Raw genomic sequence first — 19,984 nt, 5'->3', positions numbered from 1 at the left:
ATTGCCCGCGGTACCACCCCGCTTGCTGATCCACCCACTCTCGCAAGTGCGCGGATCTTGCCACTTCATTCGACGTAACGTGCCGTTGCCCGTTCGGTTCTACTGAGGAACTCAACTCTCGTTGGGACCCTGTTCTTCCGAAGACTCCCCGGTGATTGCCGGATCAAAGTCGTATGACCCAAATACTACCAGGGCGCGACACTGCGTGGGCTGTACGCTTCCCCACACATATCGAAGCTAGACTGGAGAGGTTTACACCTTCAGGCACCAGTGTACCCATTTCGTGAGTGTGCGACTACGCGGTGCCGCCCATACTGAATCGGAGCCCCTCAATGAGCGCTATCCCTGACAAGCCGAAACTCGAAGGCCTTGAAGAGAAGTGGGGCCAGGTCTGGGAAGAGCAGGGTACCTACGCATTCTCGCGTGAGGGCGCGGATCGCGACAGCGTCTACAGCATCGACACCCCGCCTCCCACAGCGTCTGGTTCACTCCACGTGGGCCACGTATTCTCGTACACCCATACCGATACCGTTGCTCGCTACAAGCGCATGCGGGGCAAGCGCGTGTTCTATCCCATGGGCTGGGACGACAACGGCCTCCCTACCGAGCGCCGTGTGCAGAACTACTACGGCGTGCGCTGCGACCCGTCGCTCCCCTACGTTGCAGACTTCGTGCCGCCCCACGACGGCGGTGAAGGCAAGAGCATTAAGGCAGCGGATCAGCAGCCCATCTCGCGCCGCAACTTCATTGAGCTGTGCGAGAAGCTGACTGTCGAGGACGAGAAGCAGTTCGAAGACCTCTGGCGTACCCTCGGCCTCTCGGTCGATTGGAAGCAGAGCTACCGCACGATCGGGGCTGACTCGCTTCGCGCATCGCAGCTCGCGTTCCTCCGCAACGTTGAGCGTGGCGAGGCATACCAGGCACAGGCTCCAACGCTCTGGGATGTCACCTTCCGTACCGCAGTTGCGCAGGCTGAGCTCGAAGATCGTGAGCAGCCAAGCGCGTACCACCAGCTTGCATTCCACCCGGTTGACGGCGGCGATGACATCCTCATCGACACGACTCGTCCCGAGCTGCTCGCCGCGTGTGTTGCGCTCGTGGCCCACCCTGACGACGAGCGCTTCAAGGACCGTTTCGGTTCACTCGTGCGCACCCCACTCTTCGACGTTGAGGTTCCGATCCTTGCGCACCACCTTGCCCAGCCAGACAAGGGCACCGGTATCGCAATGATCTGCACCTTCGGTGACGTCACCGACGTGATCTGGTGGCGCGAACTCGATCTCCCGAACCGTGCAATCCTTGGATTTGACGGCCGCATCATCTCGGAAGCTCCCGAGGTCATTACCTCGGAGCGTGGCCTCGAGCTGTACGCACAGATCGCGGGCAAGACCGTCTTCAGCGCGAAGGCGGCAATCGTTGAGGCAGCTCAGGCCTCTGGTGAACTTGTTGGCGAGATCCGCAAGATCAACCATCCCGTCAAGTTCTTCGAAAAGGGCGACAAGCCCCTCGAGATCGTTTCCACTCGCCAGTGGTACATCAAGAACGGCGCGAAGGACGAGGCCCTGCGTGAGCGCCTGCTTGCGCACGGCAAGGAACTGGACTGGCACCCCGACTTCATGCGTGTGCGCTACGAGAACTGGGTAGAAGGCCTTTCGGGCGACTGGCTCATTTCGCGTCAGCGCTTCTTCGGTGTCCCGATCCCCGTGTGGTACCCCATCGACGGTGACGGCAACCCCGTATTTGACAAGCCGATCCTGCCAACGACCGATCAGCTCCCCGTTGATCCTTCGACCGACATTCCCGCGGGCTACACCGCCGAGCAGCGTGGACAGGCCGGTGGCTTCCAGGGCGAAGTTGACGTCATGGACACCTGGGCGACTTCCTCGCTCACCCCGCAGCTCGCTGGCGGTTGGGAGCGCGATGAGGAGCTTTATCAGCTCGTCTTCCCGTTCGATCTCCGTCCCCAGGGTCAGGACATCATCCGCACCTGGCTCTTCTCGACGCTGCTGCGCTCGGAGCTTGAGTCAGGTGAACTCCCCTGGAAGAACGCCGGCATCTCGGGCTGGATCCTCGATCCCGACCGCAAGAAGATGTCGAAGTCGAAGGGCAACGTGGTCACCCCGGCCGGTATGCTCGAGCAGCACGGCTCCGATGCAGTTCGTTACTGGGCGGCCTCAGCGAAGCTCGGCACCGACGCTTCGTTCGATCCTCAGAACCCGACGCAGATCAAGATCGGCCGTCGCCTTGCGATCAAGCTGCTCAACGCAGCGAAGTTCACACTCGGCTTCGACGCTTCGGGCGCCGGCCAGGTGACCGAGGCACTCGATCGCTCGATGCTGGCAGGCCTCGCTCGGGTCATCGAACAAGCAACTCGCTCGTTCGAGACGTATGATCACCAGCGCGCGCTCGAGATCACCGAGTCGTACTTCTGGACCTTCTGTGATGACTACCTTGAGCTCGTAAAGGATCGTGCGCACGCTGGCACCGGGCAGGCTCAGGCCTCAGCAGTCACTGCGCTCCGTGAGGCTCTTTCCGTCTTCGTGCGTCTCCTCGCGCCGTTCATCCCCTTCGCAACTGAAGAGGTGTGGTCGTGGTTCGCAGAGGGCTCGGTTCACCAGGCCTCGTGGCCTGTCGCTGGCGAACTCGCTGAGTTCATTGGTGAGGATGCTGACATCGATCTGCTCGATCTCGTCGGCACAGCGCTCATCGGTATCCGCGGAGCGAAGTCTGAAGCAAAGGTCTCGCAGCGCACCCAGGCAACGCTCGCCGTTGTGCAGGCGCCGGCAGCGCTGCAGGAGCGTCTCGTGCTCGCAGCAGAGGATCTTGCGGGCGTTGGTCGTATCACCGAACTCCGTATCGAGGCCGCAGACGTTGAAGGCGTCGTAGTCGCTGAGATCACCCTCGAAACCGCAGAGTAACGATCATGCAGTTGGGGGCACGCTGGCAGGTTGGACAAGAGCCGCATCGCAGTGTGCCCCCAACGCTTTTTGCCACGGTTGCTGAGTGCGAGGGTGTCTTTCCGAACGCCTTGTCGTGGACGCTCACCTGGCTTGAGGGACGTCCGCGACTCGCGCTTGACGACGTAGCTGAGGTCTCAGTCGATGCCGCAGGTACGATTCTGGTGAAAGATCTGAGCGGGTCTACTTCTTCACCGCACAACAGCGAAGATGACGATGACGATGACGATGACGATGAGTGGCTACTTGGAGGCTAGGCATGCAGGTTGAATGGATTCGTGGCGGACGCCGTGTGCTTGCAACTGTCGCTGCGGGGGCAATTGCCCTGAGCGCGTTGACAGCGTGTGCACCGGAACCGGAGATTGCGGCACCGGATGATCTCACCACGCAGACCGAAGAAGAGACCGCATGGCCGGACCTCGAACAGGAAACCCCGAAGGTCACGGAGCTTCCCGCGGATTTCCCCGAAGCATTCCCAGTCCCTGCAGACGCAGAGATTTATGACGCAGGATCGCGTGATGCTGCGACATGGTTCGTCGTGTTGAAGGCTGCCGATGCTCAGTCAGCAGAAGCGCTCTGGTCTCAGGTCATAGCTGATGGTAATTTCGAGGTCACTGAGGCTGCAGAAACGGTCGAGGGTGGCACCTCTGCGATCCTCACCTCAGACAAGGCATCCGTGAGCGCGATGACCCTCCCCCGAGAAGACGGCACTGTACTCATGAACTACGACATTTCGGTGTTCACACTCACTCCGTAACACACGTAAAGTCGTAGAGCTCGCGATAGACGCAGCAAACCGCCCCTGTACTCTAACTCCGCCCCGTACACACGGAGCAAGATAGGAATACAGGGGCGGTTTGCTATCTATGACATGGGCGCTTCGGCGGCACACACCAGATGAGCGAATTCGCGCAGAGAGCTACGCGCTTTCCCTTGCGTTGGACTCGTAGACGTAGGTCGGAGCCGCTTCGTCTTCAATGGTCGCACGAGTCACGATGACGCGTGCGATGTCTTCCTCTGACGGAACGTCGAACATGACTGGGCCGAGCACAGACTCAAGAATCGCGCGAAGGCCGCGTGCGCCTGTCTGGCGAGACACCGCGAGTTCGGCAATTGCGGTAAGAGCATCTGGCTCGAATTCGAGCTTCACTCCGTCCATCTCAAAGATGCGCTGATACTGCTTGACGAGAGCGTTCTTTGGCTCAACGAGAATCCGTGTGAGCGCATCGACGTCGAGCGGATCGACTGTCGCAACAACCGGGAGGCGACCAATAAACTCGGGGATCAAACCGAACTTATGGAGATCCTCTGGGAGGACTGACGAAAAGAGTTCTTGCTCGTTCTGCTTCGCGGCGACCGGGGCACCGAAGCCAATGCCACCCTTGCCCAGGCGTGAAGCGATGATTTCTTCAAGCCCGGCAAAGGCACCGGCGACGATAAAGAGCACGTTGGTAGTGTCGAGTTGCAGCATCTCTTGATTTGGATGCTTGCGGCCACCCTGCGGCGGAATTGACGCCACAGTGCCTTCAAGAATCTTGAGAAGTGCCTGCTGAACACCCTCGCCCGAGACATCGCGGGTGATCGAAGGATTCTCAGCCTTACGGGTGATCTTGTCAATTTCATCAATGTAGATGATGCCGTGCTCCGCGCGCTGCACGTCGAAGTCAGCGGCCTGCAGCAGCTTCAGAAGAATGTTCTCAACGTCTTCACCGACGTAGCCAGCTTCTGTGAGTGCTGTTGCGTCAGCAACCGCAAAAGGTACACCGAGCTGACGCGCGAGAGACTGTGCCAGGTAGGTCTTACCGCAGCCCGTGGGGCCAAGCATAAGGATGTTCGACTTTGCGATTTCAACCTGGTCGCCAGCAAGGTCGGTACTTGCAAGCGTGCCTGCAGCTTTCACCCGCTTGTAGTGGTTGTACACAGCAACTGCGAGAGCCTGTTTTGCGCGATCTTGGCCGATGACGTATTCGTCAAGAAACTCAGCAATTTCACGCGGCTTGTGCAGCGCGACATCGCTTGGTTCGGGTGATTGTTGCTCAGAAAGGCGCTCTTCGATGATCTCGTTACACAGTGCAACGCACTCATCACAGATGTAAATCTGTGGTCCTGCGATCAACTGCGAAACCTGCTTCTGCGACTTTCCGCAGAAGGAGCATTTGAGCACTTCACTACTCTCAGTCATACGTGCCATGCCTGAGCCCCCTTAGTGATCATCGTGAGATTACCCCCGAGCCTAGTCGCACCCACCGACATTTGAAGATTCTGGTGGGGTCGTGTCGCTCCCTGGATACGACCCCACCAATGAATCGACTAGGCGGAGATTGCCTGAATTGGGTTCTTGCGGCTGGTGAGCACCTGATCTACCAGACCGTATTCAAGAGCTTCAGCAGCGCTGAGGATCTTGTCGCGGTCGATGTCCTGGTGAACCTGTTCAATGGAACGGTTGGAGTGCTTCGCGAGCGTCTCTTCAGTCCACTCACGCATCCGCATAATTTCGCGAGCCTGAATCTCGATGTCAGATGCCTGGCCGTGACCGCCCTGACCGGTAGCCGGCTGGTGGATCAGTACCCGGGCGTTCGGCAGTGCGAGTCGCTTGCCGGGAGTGCCACCCGCGAGCAACACGGCAGCTGCTGAAGCAGCCTGACCCAAGCACACCGTCTGAATGTGAGGGCGAATGTACTGCATCGTGTCGTAGATTGCGGTCATCGCCGTGAACGAGCCACCAGGCGAGTTAATGTACATGGTGATGTCACGCTCGGGATCCTGGCTTTCCAGAACGAGCAGCTGCGCCATGACGTCATCAGCCGATGCGTCATCTACCTGGACACCCAGGAAAATGATGCGGTCTTCAAAAAGCTTCGCGTAGGGATCCTGACGCTTGAAGCCGTATGCGGTGCGCTCCTCGAACGAGGGCAGAACATATCGCGAGTCGGGCATCATGAGTCCGGCGCCGCCAGCCTGCGGGATTGAAGTGTTCATCTTGTCGTACTCCATGTCTGTTGCGTCCGGAATTACTTGCTGGTGCCGCCGCCGCCGGTGACCTCTGCCGCGGAATCGCGGATAAAGTCAACGAAGCCATACTCGAGTGCCTCATCGGCTGAGAACCAGCGGTCGCGGTCGCCATCAGCATTGATCTGCTCAACGGTCTTACCGGTCTGCGCCGCGGTGATCTCGGCAAGACGATTCTTCATCGAGGTAATCAGCTGCGCCTGCGTCTGGATATCACTTGCGGTACCACCAAAACCACCGTGAGGCTGGTGGAGCAGGACGCGTGCGTTGGGCGTGATGTAGCGCTTGCCCTTGGTGCCCGCGGTAAGCAGGAACTGGCCCATAGAAGCTGCCATGCCAATGCCGACGGTCACGATGTCGTTCGGCACGAAACTCATCGTGTCGTAAATTGCCATGCCTGCGGTGATCGAACCACCCGGCGAGTTGATGTAGAGGTAGATATCTGCCTCAGGATCTTCAGCTGCGAGCAGCAAGATCTTGGCGCAGATCTCATTCGCCATGTCGTCTCGCACCTCTGACCCAAGCCAGATAATGCGATCCTTGAGCAGTCGGTCGAACACACTGTTCGGTGCCATCTGATCAGCCATTCGGGGCTCCATTCGTCGGGTATCTGATTCGAGGTTATCGACTCAGGGGAAATCTAGCGGCTCTGTTCGCCGTGGGCGTGAGGTAGAACGCAAGAATCCCCTGCCAGCGAACTGACAGGGGATCCTTTCACACGTAGCGACGCGCGGAGAGAAGCTTACTTCTCGTCGGCTGCTGCCTCTTCGGTTGCAGCTGCTTCTTCAGCTGCGTCCTCAGCAGGCTCGTTGTCAACGGCGGTGAACTCGGTGAGGTCAACAGCGTTGCCAGCCTTATCGGTCACCTTTGCCTTCGCCAGTGCGATTGCAAGCGCCTTGTTGCGGGTCACTTCACCAATGATGACGCCCATCTGGTTGCCCTGGCTGATCGCCTGGAGGAACTGACCTGGCTCCATGCCGTACTGCTGAGCCGACTGGAAGATGTACTGCTGAAGCTCGTTCTGAGTCGGCGTTACCTCTTCAGCGTCAACGAGTGCGTCGAGGAGGAGCTGCAGCTGGATCTGATCCTCAGCCTGCTTGCGAACCTCTGCACGGTGCTCGTCATCTTCGAGGCGACCTTCGCCTTCGAGGTGGTTGTGCACCTCTTCCTCAACGAGCTCCTCTGAGATGGGGATTCCCGCCTTCTCAATGAGTGTCGAAGTGAAGATATCGCGCGCCTGCTGGCCCTGTGCGAACACAGCTGCGCGGCCAACCTGCTCCTTGAGGCTCTCACGAAGCTCAGCGATGGTGTCGAACTCGCTTGCGAGCTGAGCGAAATCATCGTTTGCCTCGGGAAGCTCGCGCTCCTTGACTGCAGTCAGGGTGAGCTCTACCTCTGCATCCTTGCCCTCGTGCTCGCCGCCGAGAAGCTGCGACGTGAAGGTGGTCGACTCGCCAGCGGTGAGGGTCTCAATAGCCTCATCGGTGCCGTTCAGCAGGTTACCTGCGCCAACCTCGTAAGAGACGCCGCTTGCCTGGTCAACCTCAACGCCATCGATCTTTGCGAGAAGATCAAGCTCAACGAAGTCACCGGTCTTTGCTGGGCGCTCAACGGTAACGAGAGTACCGAAGCGCTCACGGAGCTTATCGAGCTCCGCATCAACAGCTGCATCGTCGATCTCTGCGTTATCAACAGTAATCTTCATGCCTGCGTACTTAGGAAGCTTGAACTCGGGGCGAACCTCGACCTCAAACGTGAGAACGAGTTCAGCATCCTTTGCCTCAGGCCAGGTCACAACGTCAGCGGTGGGACGACCCATGGGCTGCTCACCCGACTCTTCGAGTGCTGCACGGAAGAAGTCGTCGAGCGAAGCATTCACTGCTTCCTGAACAACTGCATCGCGGCCAACGCGCTGGTCGATGATCTGCGCAGGAGCCTTGCCCTTACGGAAGCCGGGAATGTTAACCTGCTCCGCGACCGTCTTGTAAGCAGTCTTGAGGTACGGTGCGAGTTCATCAGCCGTAACGGTCACGTTAAACTTAACGCGGGTCGGTGTGAGCTTCTCAGCAATCGTCTTCGGCAATTTGGCCTCTCATCGTTGTCTTAGTGATACGAATCGGACCGGACGGCCCTGGTCGGGGTAACAGGATTCGAACCTGCGACCTCCCGCTCCCAAAGCGGGCGCTCTAGCCAAGCTGAGCTATACCCCGAAACCCTGTGGGTTCTCGGTTGTTGCTCGCCATATGGGGGGCAACCTGAGAAAGTCTAGCGGATACCCACCCCATGAAAGCAAACCGAGAGCACTTCGGCGTGGCTCACGGGCGTGTCACATCTCGTCACCGGGGCAGCAGAGTCTCCATCGCGTCAAAGAACGACTCCCAGCCGTGCAGTACGTTTTCACGTTGCTCCGCATCAAATCCAGGCGTCTCCTGCGTGAATTTCATGAGCGTGCCTGCCTCAGAACTCAACAGATCAACGGTGATCACCGCGCGGGCGGGTGAGTCTGGTTGATCGGTAATCGTGAGCACAAGTCGCGCACCGGGGGTGACCTCGACGAACTCCCCTGCCCAGTCGATCCGGCTCCCATCTGGCAGCTCCATCTGAGCGCGCCAGTCTCGACCTACCTCTGCGACGTAGTCGAGATGCTCCTGCGGCACACTGACGCCTGAGCCGCCAAACCAATGCGCAAACGATGAAGACGTCGTCCAAGCAGTGAAAACGGAGGTTGGGGCTGCCTGAAACTCGCGTTGAATCTCGATCCCTGATGCGGTTGTCCCTGACATGTTGACTCCTTCGTTCTCAGCACCTTCGCCGGAAAATACGACGAGGAAGCGTAGTCGCGTGTTGCAAGGCTAACAATCCCTCACAGCAAAGGACACCCCTGTGTGGGAATCCACAGGGGTGTCAGGTTTGCCGGCCTTGCTCTTTGTTAGCGCAACGTCTCCTATGCCGCGTCACCAACTCCGATAACCGCGGCTTGGGTGACTGCGTTCTCATGCGAGGTTCCGATTTGCCCGAGTCGCTTCCGAGCAAAGAACAACACGAGGATCGCTCCCAAGACAGCAGCTGCACCGAGCCAGTATGGTGCCGCGGCTCCGAAGTTCACCGCAATTGGGCCGGCGACCGCGGGTGCGATTGCGCCACCAATAAACCGAACGCCAGAGTATGTCGACGACGCGACGTTACGTGGAAGATCAGTTGCCTCCATGACTGCCTCAGTGAGCGTCGTGTTAATAACCCCGAGCAGTAGACCGCTCACCACCACGACAGCTATGAGACCCGCAATTGAGGCGGTAAAGACACCGAGCAACACGAGGCAGGCTGCGAGTCCAGCGAGCATCACGAAGAGGACAGTAGTGTGCCGGAAACGACGGGTGAGGGCAGGCGCGAGCATCACTGAGGTGCATGCGAGCGCGAGGCCCCAGCCAAAGAATACGAGCCCGAGTTCATGTGCTCCAAAGCTGTCAGCTCCAGCGAGTTTTGCGGCCCCCTCCATGGGGTACGGACTATACGCAAGCAGCACAAAGAAGCCGAAATTGTAGAAGACCGCAACGAGCGCAAGCGAGCGCAATGCCGGGTTCCGCAGTGCTCTCAAGCTCGAAAGCGGCTCAGGCCGCTCCCCCACAGCCTGGGTGGCAGGTTGCTTCGGGGACTTCAAAAACACCAAAATCGCGAGCAACGCGATGGCCATGAGTGTGGCTGTGCCGAAGAAGGGTCCACGCCATGAAAGCGAGCCGAGTGCGCCACCAACGAGTGGCCCGACCGCCATACCCACGCCAAGCGCGGCTTCGTAGAGCATGATCGCCTGCCTTGACCCACCAGAGGCAGCGCCGACGATTGCCGCGAGCGCAGTGGAGATGAAGAGCGCGTTACCGAGGCCCCATCCCGCGCGGAACCCAATGATTGCGTCAACAGACCCCGCAGTGCCTGCGAGTGCTGCAAAGATCACGACGAGCACTAGACCAATAATGAGCGCCCATCGCACACCAATGCGGCCAGATACCCAGCTCGTGAAGAGCATCGCAATGCCGGTCACAAAAAGATAGCTCGTAAAGAGCAGCATTGTCTGACTCGGGGATGCCCCGAGTTCTTGACTAATAGCGGGAAGGATTGGGTCTACGAGCCCAATCCCCATGAATGAAATCGCACAGGCGAACGCAATGGCCCAGACGGCTGTCGGCTGGCGCCAGATTGATGTCTTGTGTGGAGTTGCAGTATTCGTTGCTGTTCCTTTGTTCGAGCGTGCGCTGCGTCACGCGATCTCTACGATCCGGTGCATGATCTCTGCTGCCCGCAGGAGCGTCGCCTGATCCCCCTCCGGGAGATCGGCAAGGTGCGGGGCGAGGACAGCCGCCGCGCTTCTGCGGTACTCGGCGAGGGCGTCAGCGCCGGTTGGGGTGATTGCGACCAGTGTCGCGCGCCCGTCAGACGGATCCGCCTCGCGCGTCACCCAATTCTCGCTCCCGAGGCGCTGCACGAGTGTGGTCATTGTTGGCTGCGCAACGTGTTGCTGCTGGGCAAGGTCACTGACACGCTGTGCCCCATGACGCTCGAGATCTGCCAGAACTCGCCACGCGTTTGACGAGTAGGCTGATCCGGATTTCTTTCCAGCTAGTCGTGTGAGGCGTGCCGCGGACAGGATGAGATCAAGTGCGAGCGAGTCGAGAACCTGCTGCTCGGCGTGCGTAGTTTTGGTCACGAATTGAAGTGTATCAGATTTACATAGCCACACTATGCAAATGTATCCATCGCTCCCTGTGAAGCTCTACGCGCCCGTCGGTCAGCGAGGAAACGTGAATGGCCCGCCCCACACGCAAGTGTGAGACGGGCCATATATGTTCAGCGTCAGGCGCTACAGGCCACCCGGCGCTGCAAGTCAATACACGCCCTATGCAAGACGACCTGCAGCACGAGCCCGAACAATCACGGTGTCTTCCATGTATGCGACGGGCAGCTCTTCGAGCGAGAGCACCTCGACGCTTGCAGGATCCGCGCCCGCTTCGACAGCGCGTGCAATTGCATCGTCACGCACCAGTGCGACAGCTTCCTGACGGGTCATTTCTCGCAGCGAAAACACGCGCTCTGCCTGCCCCGCGACATCACCGAGGGCCGCACCAACGGCATTTGCCGCACTCGAGTGTTCGGTGCGAATAACATCTGACACCCCCGCGAGGGTGGTGGGTGAAATTGCAGCGCCGCCACCGACGAGCACGATAGGGACCGGAGCCGCACTCGGCTTCATCTGGTCGATCGCTTCCTCAATAATTTCGCGGATCGCCTGGTCAGCAGCAGAAGCAACACCGGCAGGCAGCTCAGGATGCTGGCCATCGGCAATCTCAAGTCTGCCTGCAGCAACGGCAATATCTGTTGCCGTGACCGTCGATCCGCCGAACACCAGCGCTTCACTTGCGATGCGGTACCCCACACTGTCGGGTCCGAGCTTCATTGGCTCGTCGGCACCCGTGCCATTCGCGCCTTGACCGCGCACGATCGTGCCGCCACCGAGGCCGATTGAGAGCACATCAGGCATACGGAAGTTCGTACGAATGCCACCAATTTCAGCGGCATGTGCCGATTGGCGCGGGAAGCCGTCAACGAGTACGCCGATGTCAGTCGTCGTCCCACCGATGTCCACCACGAGCGCGTCAGAAACTCCCGAAAGGTGAGCCGCGCCGCGAATCGAGTTCGTCGGGCCACAGCCGATCGTAAACACCGGGTACTTTAACGCAAACGCGAGACGCATGAGCGTTCCGTCATTCTGGCCAAAATAGATGTCCGCTTCAATGCCATGCTCTGCGAGTGACCGCTCGAATCCGGCCGCCATATCGCCGAGGGTGCGGATCAAGGCCGCATTGAGAATGGTGGCGTTCTCTCGCTCGAGCAACCCGATCGAGCCGATCTCGACAGACTTCGAGATCGGGACATCAATGATCTCGGCAACGATGTCGGCGGCACGGTGTTCGTGCTCAGTTGCGACCGGTGAAAAGACACCGACGATTGCTACTGCGTCGACCTTGCCACGCATCTCGGTTGCAGCAGCGCGAATCGCTGCCTCATCGAGCGCACTGATCTCACGACCATCAAACTCGTTACCGCCAGCGATGATGTACGACGGACCTTCGACAGCCGCCTGCAGGTCGGCAGGCCAACCCTCGAACGGAGGTACGGCGCTCGTCGCAGGTCCACCGAGGCGGAGCACGCCAACCTTGCCGAGCCCCTTACGCTCCACGATTGCGTTCGTGCAGTGCGTGGTGCCAAGCATTGCGGAGCGAACCTCTGCGCTTGGAACTCCGGAGGCCTCAAGCACGAGATCAATCGCACGCGCCACGCCGTTACCGGACTGTGCCTGTGTTGGCGTCTTTACTGAAGCAAGCACGTTGCGCTCTGCATCGAGGACGATGGCGTCAGTGTTTGTGCCTCCGACATCAATTCCAATTCTGTAGCTCATGCGCGGTCCTCCTGAGCATTTGCCGACGCCACGAGGGTTTCCACTGGCGTGAATTCAACGTCGTACCCGAAATAGCCTGGCCCAGCGGTCTCGATACCGCGCTCAGTGCGCCACTGCGGGTGGCATGGGAAGGCAACAATGGTGACTCTCGCACCATAGCGCAGTGTTTCAGTGGTGATTGGATGACCGGTGGCTTGATCCAGGACCGCGATAAGGTCAGGGGTGACAGCGGCGAGTTCGCCGTTTCGTGTTGCCAGGAGCATCTCATTCTGGAAGCTGAGCTCAAAGGTGTCGCCGCGATCCGCGCCTGTACCAGCGAGTTCAGCTCGGCCACGAGTGAAGCCACCCTGAACGGCGCGCTCGATTTCAGTTACCTTACCTATGAAGAGTCGGAAGCCACCGAGCTTTTCGAGCATCGCATCGGTACGCTCATCGTCGCGCAGTTCCGAGCTTCGCAGCATGCGACCGATGTCACGTGCCATGGTCAGCGTGCCTGGAATCGCGCACTCACGAGCAACTGCGCCGGGGTATGCGTAGTCGATCATGGTCGCGGATCCGCCCATTTCGAACGTAATGACGCGCGCAAGGCGTTCAGACCATGCGCCATTGATCGGGTACGAAAGCACCGCATTGCCCTGTGCGTCTACGAGCACTGTTGCGCCTGGACCATAGCCTGCGAGGTGGAACGTCACCATCTGCGCTTCAGGGAACGCGCGGCCCATCGCATCGCCATCAACGATGGGAAGGCCACGTTCTGCAGCTGCCGCAATTGGGATGAGTGAGTTCCCGCCACCGATCTCGATCGGCATGATGGCAGCGACGCGCTTGCCTGTCCCCTGCTCAAGCATGTCAAGTGCTCGCCCAAGCTCGTTCGCTCCAGCAATCTTCTCGATCGAGACCGACGGTGCGCCAATCATTCCGACCGGCACAACGAGTCCCTCATCATCCAGATCGGCGACCTGCAAGACGGGCACTTCACCGTGCAGGCGGATCGCACGCTTTGCGTGCAGGGAACCAACATGCGGGTCTCCACCACCACCGGTGCCGAGTACAGCGGCGCCGATCGCAATATCGTCGATATCAGCCTCGGTGATGACCGTGAGGTGTTCGGTACTCAAGCTTCCACTCCTTCATTCTGTGCACCAGCTCCTGCGGGCTGAGTGTGAGCGCGGGTGCCAGATGAACGGCGTGCCCAACCAATCAGCATGTGTGCGACGAACGCGACAATGATTGCGTCAAGCGCGGGAATCGTCGTAAGTGTCATGACGCCAACGCCGAAACCATCACTCGGGTTCGTGGTGAGCAGACCAGCCACACAACCGATCGCCCATGCAACAAACGCCCATGCATCAACCTTTGGCACTGCGGTATTGCCAGTACGCAGGCGGCCCTTCACGTTCGTGAAGAAGTCCGCGAGGTAGACGCCACCGTATGGCGCGATGAAGGTGCCCATGAGCGAGATGAACGGAATAAACGCGTCATAGATGCCTGCGAGGGCGGCAGCGATCGCGACAACGCCACCAATCAGGGTGAGCGAACGGCGGCTGACCTTGGGGAATACCGCAGACAAGTTCAGTGCGGCAGAGTAGAGATTGTTCGTGTTCGTTGTCCACTGGGCGAGCGTGAGCACGACGATTGCGACACCGCCGAGGCCGAGCATGAAGAACATTCGCATGAAGTCTTCAGTTCCCATGACGCGCGACAATACGAGCGACACGATGACGATGAGCGAGTTGCCCACAAAGAAGCCGACAAAGCCTGCCGCCATCGCCTGCTTCGGGGTCTTTGCCCAGCGCGCAATATCCGGTGACACGATGACGCCGAACACGAAGATTCCCATGACGAGCGAGACCGCGCCACCGAAGGTGAAGGCTGGGGCCACATCTTTGAACAGGTTCCCCGTACCAAACTGCATAAATGCCATGACGACCGCGAGTGCAAGCAGCGCGATGAGCAGGGGCACTGCCCATGAGCTCAGTCGCTGAATTGAGCGGTAGCCCCAGAGCGCAGTGAGAATCATGAGTGCGCCACCGATGACGGTGAAGACCTGGACAGGCACGCTCAGGCCGAACATTTCATCGAATGCGATCCGCGCATTGTCAGCAAAGAATCCAGTTTGGACACCAAACCAACCGAGTGAGGAAATCGCCATCGCAACGGCGATCACCAGCCCGCCAACGCGGCCAAACACGGCGCGCGACAACATCGCGCTTGTCAGCCCGGTAGCGGCGCCGACATACGTGCAGGCCATCGCGAGCAGGCCGAGGAGGATTGAGCCAATGATTGTTGCAGCGAGGGCATCGCCGAAGGGCAGGCCGCTACCAAGCGAGACGCCCATGATTGTTCCCGACAGATCAATGCCAATTGCAATCCAGATGCCGGCAATCGGGAGCCAGCCCTTTCGCTCGGAAGCCGGGACGGTGCCAAGCTCATAGTCTGAGCGAACGCCTTCTGTTGGCGGTTCCGCGGGAGTATTCGCGGGTGACGATTCAGTGATGTGAGACATTACGAGCTCTCCTGGGATGTGTGTGCCGTGAGGAACTGCACGAGGACATCCCATGTCTGAGTGAGGTGCGCGTCATACAGCGCAGGTGGATAGTGCCCCATCTGGAGGAATAGTCCGTCCAGGAGACAAATGAAGTGGGATGTGAAGGCCTCGGGTGGCAGGCTCGTGAACTGCCCCCGTGAAACGCCCGCGAGATATGCCTCTTGGACGGCTGCCGACAAATCCTCATCCCAACCTTGGAAGGTGTCGGCCGTGCCTGGCTCCTGTGCTCGATTGTGTCCGAGTGCGGTGCTCAGGTGAAACTCAAGGAGTTCAGGGCGCAGGCGGTAGAAGTCCCGCACGCCAGTGAACAACAAGTGGAGTCGCTCGATGGGGGCACGCTCCGTTGCGTGCGCGATACGAGCCGTGAAATAGTCTCGGTGGTCCTCGATAGACTTGACATACACTTCGCCGTAGAGCTGTTCTTTGCTCGTGAAGTGCGCATAGATCGATGGCGCCTTAATTCCTACATCAGACGCAATGTCCTTCAGCGACGTCGCCGTGTAGTCCGACTGCGAGAAGCGAAGTAATGCGGCCCGCAGAATCTGTGAACGAGTCTCTGTCACCATAACTCCCTAACTAATGGTCGTTAGGGAGTTTACGAGTGGTGACGGTCTCGGTGCAACACGACGAAGGAACTGTTACTCAAATAGTGCCTGAGCGAGGAACTCATCACCCTTGCCCGCGCTGCCCCCACTGGCACCAACACCACGCGGTACTGCCCACAGGCCAGACCCAATATGGCGAATGTACTCATTCAGCAGATCTGTCTTCAGTGAATTCTGTACACGCACAAACGCTGCGGGATCCCGTTGAAACGCGATAAAGAACAACCCAGCATTCATCTGGCCGAGCGAGTTCGAGCCATCAACATAGTTGTAGCCGCGACGAAGGAGGCGCACGCCGCCATTGTGTACGGGATGAGCAAGTCGCACATGCGCATCCATATCAATGTGTGGCGTTCCAGATGCACGATCAATCGCGTCAAAATCCGGGGAATCGAACTCTTCTGAGCCCGTCAGTGGCGCACCCTCGCGTTTCGTCCGTCCAAAAATACGTTCTTGCTCGGTGAGATTCGCACGATCCCAAGTCTCGATGGTCATCTGAATCTTGCGCGCCACCAGATACGACCCGCCCTGCAGCCATTCCGGAGCCTCATTGCCCACCCACACATGCTCAGCGAGCTCGCTCGTCTCTTCGGACATCACATTCGCCGTACCGTCCTTGAATCCGAACAAGTTGCGCGGGGTGTCCTGCGCAAGAGAGGTCGACGCTGTTCGCCCAAAGCCCAGCTGACTCCAGGCGAGATGTGCCCGCCCTGTCGCGATACGTGCAAGGTTTCGAATCGCGTGCACGGCAACCTGGGGGTCATCACTGCAGGCTTGCACGCACAGGTCTCCCCCGCTCTGTGTAGCGTCCAAAAGGTCAAACGCGAACTTTGGCAGGGGAACAAACTGCTTCGGCAAACTGTCACGAATACCGTAAGGATCTGCGCCATCAACATCGGCGCCAGGGCCCACAAACAACGAGCGCCCAAGCCCAAACGTCAACGTCAGATTCCCCGGCCCGAGCCCAGTAGCTTCACCGGTGTCATCCGGCGGCAGGAGTCCATTCGATGGCTCCATTCCCCCACCGACTTCTTCACCGCGAGAGAGCGCGCTCGCCGCAGCACTCCAGTCACGCAACAGCGAGACAAGATCGTCCCGCGTGGTGCCAGAATTCATCGTAAATGCAGCGAAGTGCAACCGATCCTGAGCTGGCGTAATGATTCCGGCCTGGTGCGGGCCACTGAAATCTACAGTGGCCCGCATGGGGGCGGGAGATGATTCGCCCCCGGGGTGAATGAATTTTCCGGCGACGCCACCCAACGCAAGGCCCGCGGCACCTGCGCCGAGGAGTCCAAAGAGACCACGACGTGAGGGCCGGATCAGGGAGGAGGTCCGATCGCGTCGCTCATCATCGGCAGTGCCTTCGGCTGCTGTCTTGCGTTGTTCTTGACCCTGCGGCACTGAATGGACTGACAAATCAGCGGGGTCGTTTGGAATATGTGACGTGGTGTCGTCGTCGGAAAACATGGTCAGCTCTGGACGACGCCTGCGGTGAGACGGGACATCGGGTCGCTCAGAGCGGTGAGCTTTGCTGCGAGTTCATTTCTTTTGGTGTCATCTACGGTGTCGTACGAGACAAAACCAGCCTCATACGAACCATACGTGCCAAGTAGTTCAAACATGTCAGCAAATCGAGTATCAAGATCCTCTGCGAGCGCCGTACCGCCGTTTGCCTCAAGGAGCGGACGGACAGTGTCGAATGCAACCTGAGCACCCTCAACATTTGCGACGAAGTCGTAAAGATCTGTATGCGCAAACTCATTCTCCTCACCAGGGAGCTTGCCATCGGGCGCAGCAACCTCGTCAAGCAAACCCTTGGCACCCTCGGTGATATCGGCAAGCGTGAGTGAGAAGTCGGGGCTTGCAACCTTCTCTTTGAGCTCGGTGACGTCCGCCACGAGTTGATCGCCAATTTCAGCCCGCTGCTCTGAGGTAAGCGCGACGAGGTCGTCCTTAGGGTAATGATTTGTCTCGGGCTGCGAGTAATTCTCAATTGCACGGTCAAGCCAAAGATCTTGTTCGATGCGGTGGAAACCGGTGAAATCGAGGCCTTCCTCAATCGCGCCGGGCTTTCGGTAGTCGATCTTGGGGTCAAGATCACCGAACTGCTCAGCCGTGGGTTCGATCCGCTCGTAGTTGATACGGGCGATTGGGAACAGCACACGGGCTTCATCGTCGTTGCCAGCCTTGTAAGCGTCGACAAATGCTTGCACCTGAGGAACGAGCTCCTCCGTCTGAGTTTTTACGTAGGCGACGTACTGTGCAATTACGGCTTCTTCTTCTGGTGAAGCGCTCACCGCATCACCGGTGACTGAGAATGCGGCCTGTCCAACTCCAGCGCCAATCATGCCCGGCTTGCAGCTCGTGAAGTACTCGCCCGGCCCAACCTGTACCGTCAAGTCGCGGGTTGCGCCCGGGGCGATGTTCTCAACTTCGCCGACAATCGTGAGCTTGTTGCTCCCAAGGACGTAGAACTCATTCACCTTCGTGCCCGAATTGGTGACTTGGAACGTCACGACGCCACTCGGCGAGCTCGGTGATGCGACCTCACAGCCGTCATCAGTTGCGGTAACTGTGATGCTGGTCGCATCAGCACCAGCATTCGGCACACAGCCTGTCAGTGCGAGTGTCGCGATGCTGCATGCGCCGACAACACCGAACGCGCGTCGAGCAACAGGGGTCTTCAAGGGAATCACGGACGGTCCTTTCGGGACGGGTGAAGAGTTATCAAGCGTGGGTTGGGTTTGCCGCCGAGGTAGCGGACGCGGCCACGGTGGCAGGATCCCGCTCCGTCGGCAGACCATCCGGCTGAGTCGCGCGAGGTGCTCGCGGCCGGTACGAGCGGATCAAGAACAACGGAAGGACGATGATCAGATATGTGGCCCATGCCAGCACCTCAAGTTTGGTCATCTCAGGCGAGAAGCCAATCGTTCCCTTCAAGAGAACACCGAAGAACCCGTCTGGCGCGATGACGTGTGAGATTTGGAAGGCCCAGGCAGCCTCACCAAACCAAGCCGCCATCACGGGTCCGGCATCCTGAGGTGCCGGCATGAACGGCCCGGGCAAAAGCCCGGCTTCCTGCAGATCGTGCAGCCCGTATGCAAGCACGCCCGCAGCGAAGATAATGAGCAACGCACCACTCCAGCGGAAGAACACCGTCAAGTTGACCACGATCAGCCCTCTGTAGAGCGCCCAACCGAGTACCGCCGCTATGACGATGCCGGAGATCGCAGTAAGGAAGCCAGCCAATGGTGTTGTGTCACTCGCTCGCGTGGTTGCCCAAATGAAAAGTGCCGTCTCGATACCCTCACGAGCAACTGAGATGAACGCGACCGCCGCTACTCCCCAACCGCCACCCAGAAGTGCTGCGTCAAGCTGTGTGCGAAGCTGACCACTCAAGCCTCGCGACATGCGCAACATCCAGAACACCATCCAGGTGACCATTGCAACGGCTACCAGCGACAAGATGCCGCCAATGGCCTCCTGCGCGACAAACGAGAGTCCATAAGCTCCGTAGGTCAACACAGCGCCAACGACAAGCGAAAGCAAGATTGCTGCGCCAACGCCAAACCAGATCTTCCGAGCTGCATCTCGGCGTCCGATTTTATTCACGTAGGCGAGCAGAACGCTTACTACCAGTGCGGCTTCGAGCCCCTCGCGCATTCCAATAAGTAGCGTCGCGAGCATGCTCCGGCCTTTCATTTTTCAAACATCAGATCAATGCAAGGAGAACCTTACGGAGCGACTGTAGCAGATTCATCAGATGTTTGGAAAGGAATTTGAAATTCTCCTCGCAGCACTCTCGGAACCGCGCTGCTCAAACCCTTTGCGAGAAGCAAATACACAGCAATCGGGACCACGCGGGCGAGATGGAAATCTCGAGCCAAAAGCATGCAGAAACACAAGAACCCCCTGTGAATCACAGGGGGTTCAGTGGAGGGGATGACGGGAATCGAACCCGCGTAGCCAGTTTGGAAGACTGGAGCTTTACCATTAAGCTACATCCCCATAACTCAGTGAGTTATGTTGTGCAGAAGCACCTCGATCAGCATAGTGCAAACCGGTGGTCGCGCACATCTTCGCCAACCGTCCGCGTGTCGGACTCCACCCGACCGCACTCCCAGGCTGGTGTCAGCACAAACGAAAAACCCTTGTTCCGAAGAACAAGGGTTTTGATCGCTCCCCCGGCTGGGCTCGAACCAGCGACATCCTGATTAACAGTCAAGCGCTCTGCCAACTGAGCTACAGGGGATCATTGCCGAAGCAACGTTTACGATAGTAGCGGCCTGCCGAGCGCAATCGCAAATCATTCCGCCGTGTCGCCACGCAAGTTGCACATTCTTGCTTCACGCACGCCGCAAAAGCCGCACGCCGACAGCAAACGTGGCGACTTGGGGCGCGCTGCTTCACATTCCAG

The 19,984-nt window shown here is 58.9% G+C and carries 17 protein-coding genes and 3 tRNA genes; 3 read left to right on the top strand and 17 right to left on the bottom strand.

What is annotated here, in order from left to right:
• Nucleotides 1-332 precede the first annotated feature (332 nt).
• From valS to FW756_RS04175, 3 genes are read left to right on the top strand one after another with little or no spacing between them, the layout of a single operon-like run.
• Nucleotides 333-2,918: a valine--tRNA ligase gene (gene valS, locus FW756_RS04185; RefSeq protein WP_446428916.1), complete on the top strand. Its 2,586-nt coding sequence runs from the start codon at nucleotides 333-335 to the stop codon at nucleotides 2,916-2,918.
• A gap of 5 nt (nucleotides 2,919-2,923) precedes the next feature.
• The gene (locus tag FW756_RS04180; RefSeq protein WP_446428915.1) at nucleotides 2,924-3,214 is read left to right on the top strand and encodes a Fe-S oxidoreductase; all 291 of its coding nucleotides are present in this window, start codon (nucleotides 2,924-2,926) and stop codon (nucleotides 3,212-3,214) included.
• Between the two features lie 2 nt (nucleotides 3,215-3,216).
• Nucleotides 3,217-3,714, top strand: coding sequence for a hypothetical protein (locus FW756_RS04175; RefSeq protein ID WP_446428914.1), 498 nt, complete (start codon nucleotides 3,217-3,219; stop codon nucleotides 3,712-3,714).
• 162 nt (nucleotides 3,715-3,876) lie between these two features.
• On the opposite strand, the gene clpX is transcribed toward FW756_RS04175, so the two are convergent.
• The 17 genes from clpX to FW756_RS04090 all read right to left on the bottom strand — a co-directional run bounded on the left by clpX (nucleotide 3,877) and on the right by FW756_RS04090 (nucleotide 19,819).
• Complete coding sequence (clpX, locus tag FW756_RS04170; protein ID WP_446428913.1) at nucleotides 3,877-5,148, bottom strand: ATP-dependent Clp protease ATP-binding subunit ClpX; 1,272 nt, start codon at nucleotides 5,146-5,148, stop codon at nucleotides 3,877-3,879.
• Between the two features lie 119 nt (nucleotides 5,149-5,267).
• Complete coding sequence (locus FW756_RS04165) at nucleotides 5,268-5,936, bottom strand: ATP-dependent Clp protease proteolytic subunit (protein WP_446428912.1); 669 nt, start codon at nucleotides 5,934-5,936, stop codon at nucleotides 5,268-5,270.
• Between the two features lie 32 nt (nucleotides 5,937-5,968).
• The gene (locus FW756_RS04160; RefSeq protein ID WP_446428911.1) at nucleotides 5,969-6,565 is read right to left on the bottom strand and encodes an ATP-dependent Clp protease proteolytic subunit; all 597 of its coding nucleotides are present in this window, start codon (nucleotides 6,563-6,565) and stop codon (nucleotides 5,969-5,971) included.
• A gap of 143 nt (nucleotides 6,566-6,708) precedes the next feature.
• Complete coding sequence (gene tig / locus FW756_RS04155) at nucleotides 6,709-8,049, bottom strand: trigger factor (protein WP_446428910.1); 1,341 nt, start codon at nucleotides 8,047-8,049, stop codon at nucleotides 6,709-6,711.
• Between the two features lie 49 nt (nucleotides 8,050-8,098).
• Nucleotides 8,099-8,176: transfer RNA gene (locus FW756_RS04150), tRNA-Pro, on the bottom strand.
• Between the two features lie 126 nt (nucleotides 8,177-8,302).
• Nucleotides 8,303-8,749, bottom strand: coding sequence for an SRPBCC family protein (locus tag FW756_RS04145; protein ID WP_446428909.1), 447 nt, complete (start codon nucleotides 8,747-8,749; stop codon nucleotides 8,303-8,305).
• 161 nt (nucleotides 8,750-8,910) lie between these two features.
• Complete coding sequence (locus FW756_RS04140; RefSeq protein ID WP_446429208.1) at nucleotides 8,911-10,158, bottom strand: MFS transporter; 1,248 nt, start codon at nucleotides 10,156-10,158, stop codon at nucleotides 8,911-8,913.
• A gap of 60 nt (nucleotides 10,159-10,218) precedes the next feature.
• Nucleotides 10,219-10,665 carry a MarR family winged helix-turn-helix transcriptional regulator gene (locus FW756_RS04135; RefSeq protein WP_446428908.1) on the bottom strand — a complete coding sequence of 149 codons (447 nt, stop codon included), beginning with the start codon at nucleotides 10,663-10,665 and terminating at the stop codon, nucleotides 10,219-10,221.
• A 189-nt stretch (nucleotides 10,666-10,854) separates the two neighbouring features.
• A complete protein-coding gene (locus FW756_RS04130) occupies nucleotides 10,855-12,414 on the bottom strand; it encodes a hydantoinase/oxoprolinase N-terminal domain-containing protein (protein WP_446428907.1) in 1,560 nt (519 codons plus the stop codon).
• Nucleotides 12,411-13,532 (bottom strand): DUF917 domain-containing protein, encoded by a 1,122-nt coding sequence (locus FW756_RS04125; protein ID WP_446428906.1) that lies wholly within the window; start codon nucleotides 13,530-13,532, stop codon nucleotides 12,411-12,413. The genes FW756_RS04130 and FW756_RS04125 overlap by 4 nt, the downstream gene beginning before the upstream one ends.
• Entirely contained in the window at nucleotides 13,529-14,920 is a 1,392-nt protein-coding gene (locus FW756_RS04120) for a cytosine permease (RefSeq protein WP_446428905.1), read from the bottom strand. Before FW756_RS04120 ends, FW756_RS04125 begins: the two co-directional genes overlap by 4 nt.
• The gene (locus tag FW756_RS04115) at nucleotides 14,920-15,525 is read right to left on the bottom strand and encodes a TetR/AcrR family transcriptional regulator (protein ID WP_446428904.1); all 606 of its coding nucleotides are present in this window, start codon (nucleotides 15,523-15,525) and stop codon (nucleotides 14,920-14,922) included. Before FW756_RS04115 ends, FW756_RS04120 begins: the two co-directional genes overlap by 1 nt.
• 75 nt (nucleotides 15,526-15,600) lie before the next feature.
• On the bottom strand, nucleotides 15,601-17,034 hold the full coding sequence (gene efeB / locus FW756_RS04110; RefSeq protein WP_446428903.1) for an iron uptake transporter deferrochelatase/peroxidase subunit: 1,434 nt from the start codon (nucleotides 17,032-17,034) through the stop codon (nucleotides 15,601-15,603).
• Between the two features lie 2 nt (nucleotides 17,035-17,036).
• On the bottom strand, nucleotides 17,037-18,263 hold the full coding sequence (gene efeO / locus FW756_RS04105) for an iron uptake system protein EfeO (RefSeq protein ID WP_446428902.1): 1,227 nt from the start codon (nucleotides 18,261-18,263) through the stop codon (nucleotides 17,037-17,039).
• Between the two features lie 31 nt (nucleotides 18,264-18,294).
• Complete coding sequence (gene efeU / locus FW756_RS04100; protein ID WP_446428901.1) at nucleotides 18,295-19,254, bottom strand: iron uptake transporter permease EfeU; 960 nt, start codon at nucleotides 19,252-19,254, stop codon at nucleotides 18,295-18,297.
• A 247-nt stretch (nucleotides 19,255-19,501) separates the two neighbouring features.
• A tRNA-Gly gene (locus FW756_RS04095) sits at nucleotides 19,502-19,575 on the bottom strand.
• 171 nt (nucleotides 19,576-19,746) lie between these two features.
• Nucleotides 19,747-19,819: transfer RNA gene (locus tag FW756_RS04090), tRNA-Asn, on the bottom strand.
• Nucleotides 19,820-19,984 lie beyond the last annotated feature (165 nt).

Source organism: Leucobacter sp. 1207-22, assembly GCF_052850455.1.
Note: the sequence above shows the minus strand (reverse complement) of the source record. Positions and strands in the feature narration are given on the sequence as shown.

Coding starts and splice junctions, on each gene's coding strand:
- FW756_RS04130 (WP_446428907.1), bottom strand. CDS start 12,414: ATGAGCTACAGAATTGGAATTGATGTCGGAGGCACAAACACTGACGCC.
- FW756_RS04175 (WP_446428914.1), top strand. CDS start 3,217: ATGCAGGTTGAATGGATTCGTGGCGGACGCCGTGTGCTTGCAACTGTC.
- efeB (WP_446428903.1), bottom strand. CDS start 17,034: ATGTTTTCCGACGACGACACCACGTCACATATTCCAAACGACCCCGCT.
- FW756_RS04165 (WP_446428912.1), bottom strand. CDS start 5,936: ATGAACACTTCAATCCCGCAGGCTGGCGGCGCCGGACTCATGATGCCC.
- FW756_RS04145 (WP_446428909.1), bottom strand. CDS start 8,749: ATGTCAGGGACAACCGCATCAGGGATCGAGATTCAACGCGAGTTTCAG.
- valS (WP_446428916.1), top strand. CDS start 333: ATGAGCGCTATCCCTGACAAGCCGAAACTCGAAGGCCTTGAAGAGAAG.
- efeU (WP_446428901.1), bottom strand. CDS start 19,254: ATGCTCGCGACGCTACTTATTGGAATGCGCGAGGGGCTCGAAGCCGCA.
- FW756_RS04120 (WP_446428905.1), bottom strand. CDS start 14,920: ATGTCTCACATCACTGAATCGTCACCCGCGAATACTCCCGCGGAACCG.
- FW756_RS04160 (WP_446428911.1), bottom strand. CDS start 6,565: ATGGAGCCCCGAATGGCTGATCAGATGGCACCGAACAGTGTGTTCGAC.
- clpX (WP_446428913.1), bottom strand. CDS start 5,148: ATGGCACGTATGACTGAGAGTAGTGAAGTGCTCAAATGCTCCTTCTGC.
- FW756_RS04180 (WP_446428915.1), top strand. CDS start 2,924: ATGCAGTTGGGGGCACGCTGGCAGGTTGGACAAGAGCCGCATCGCAGT.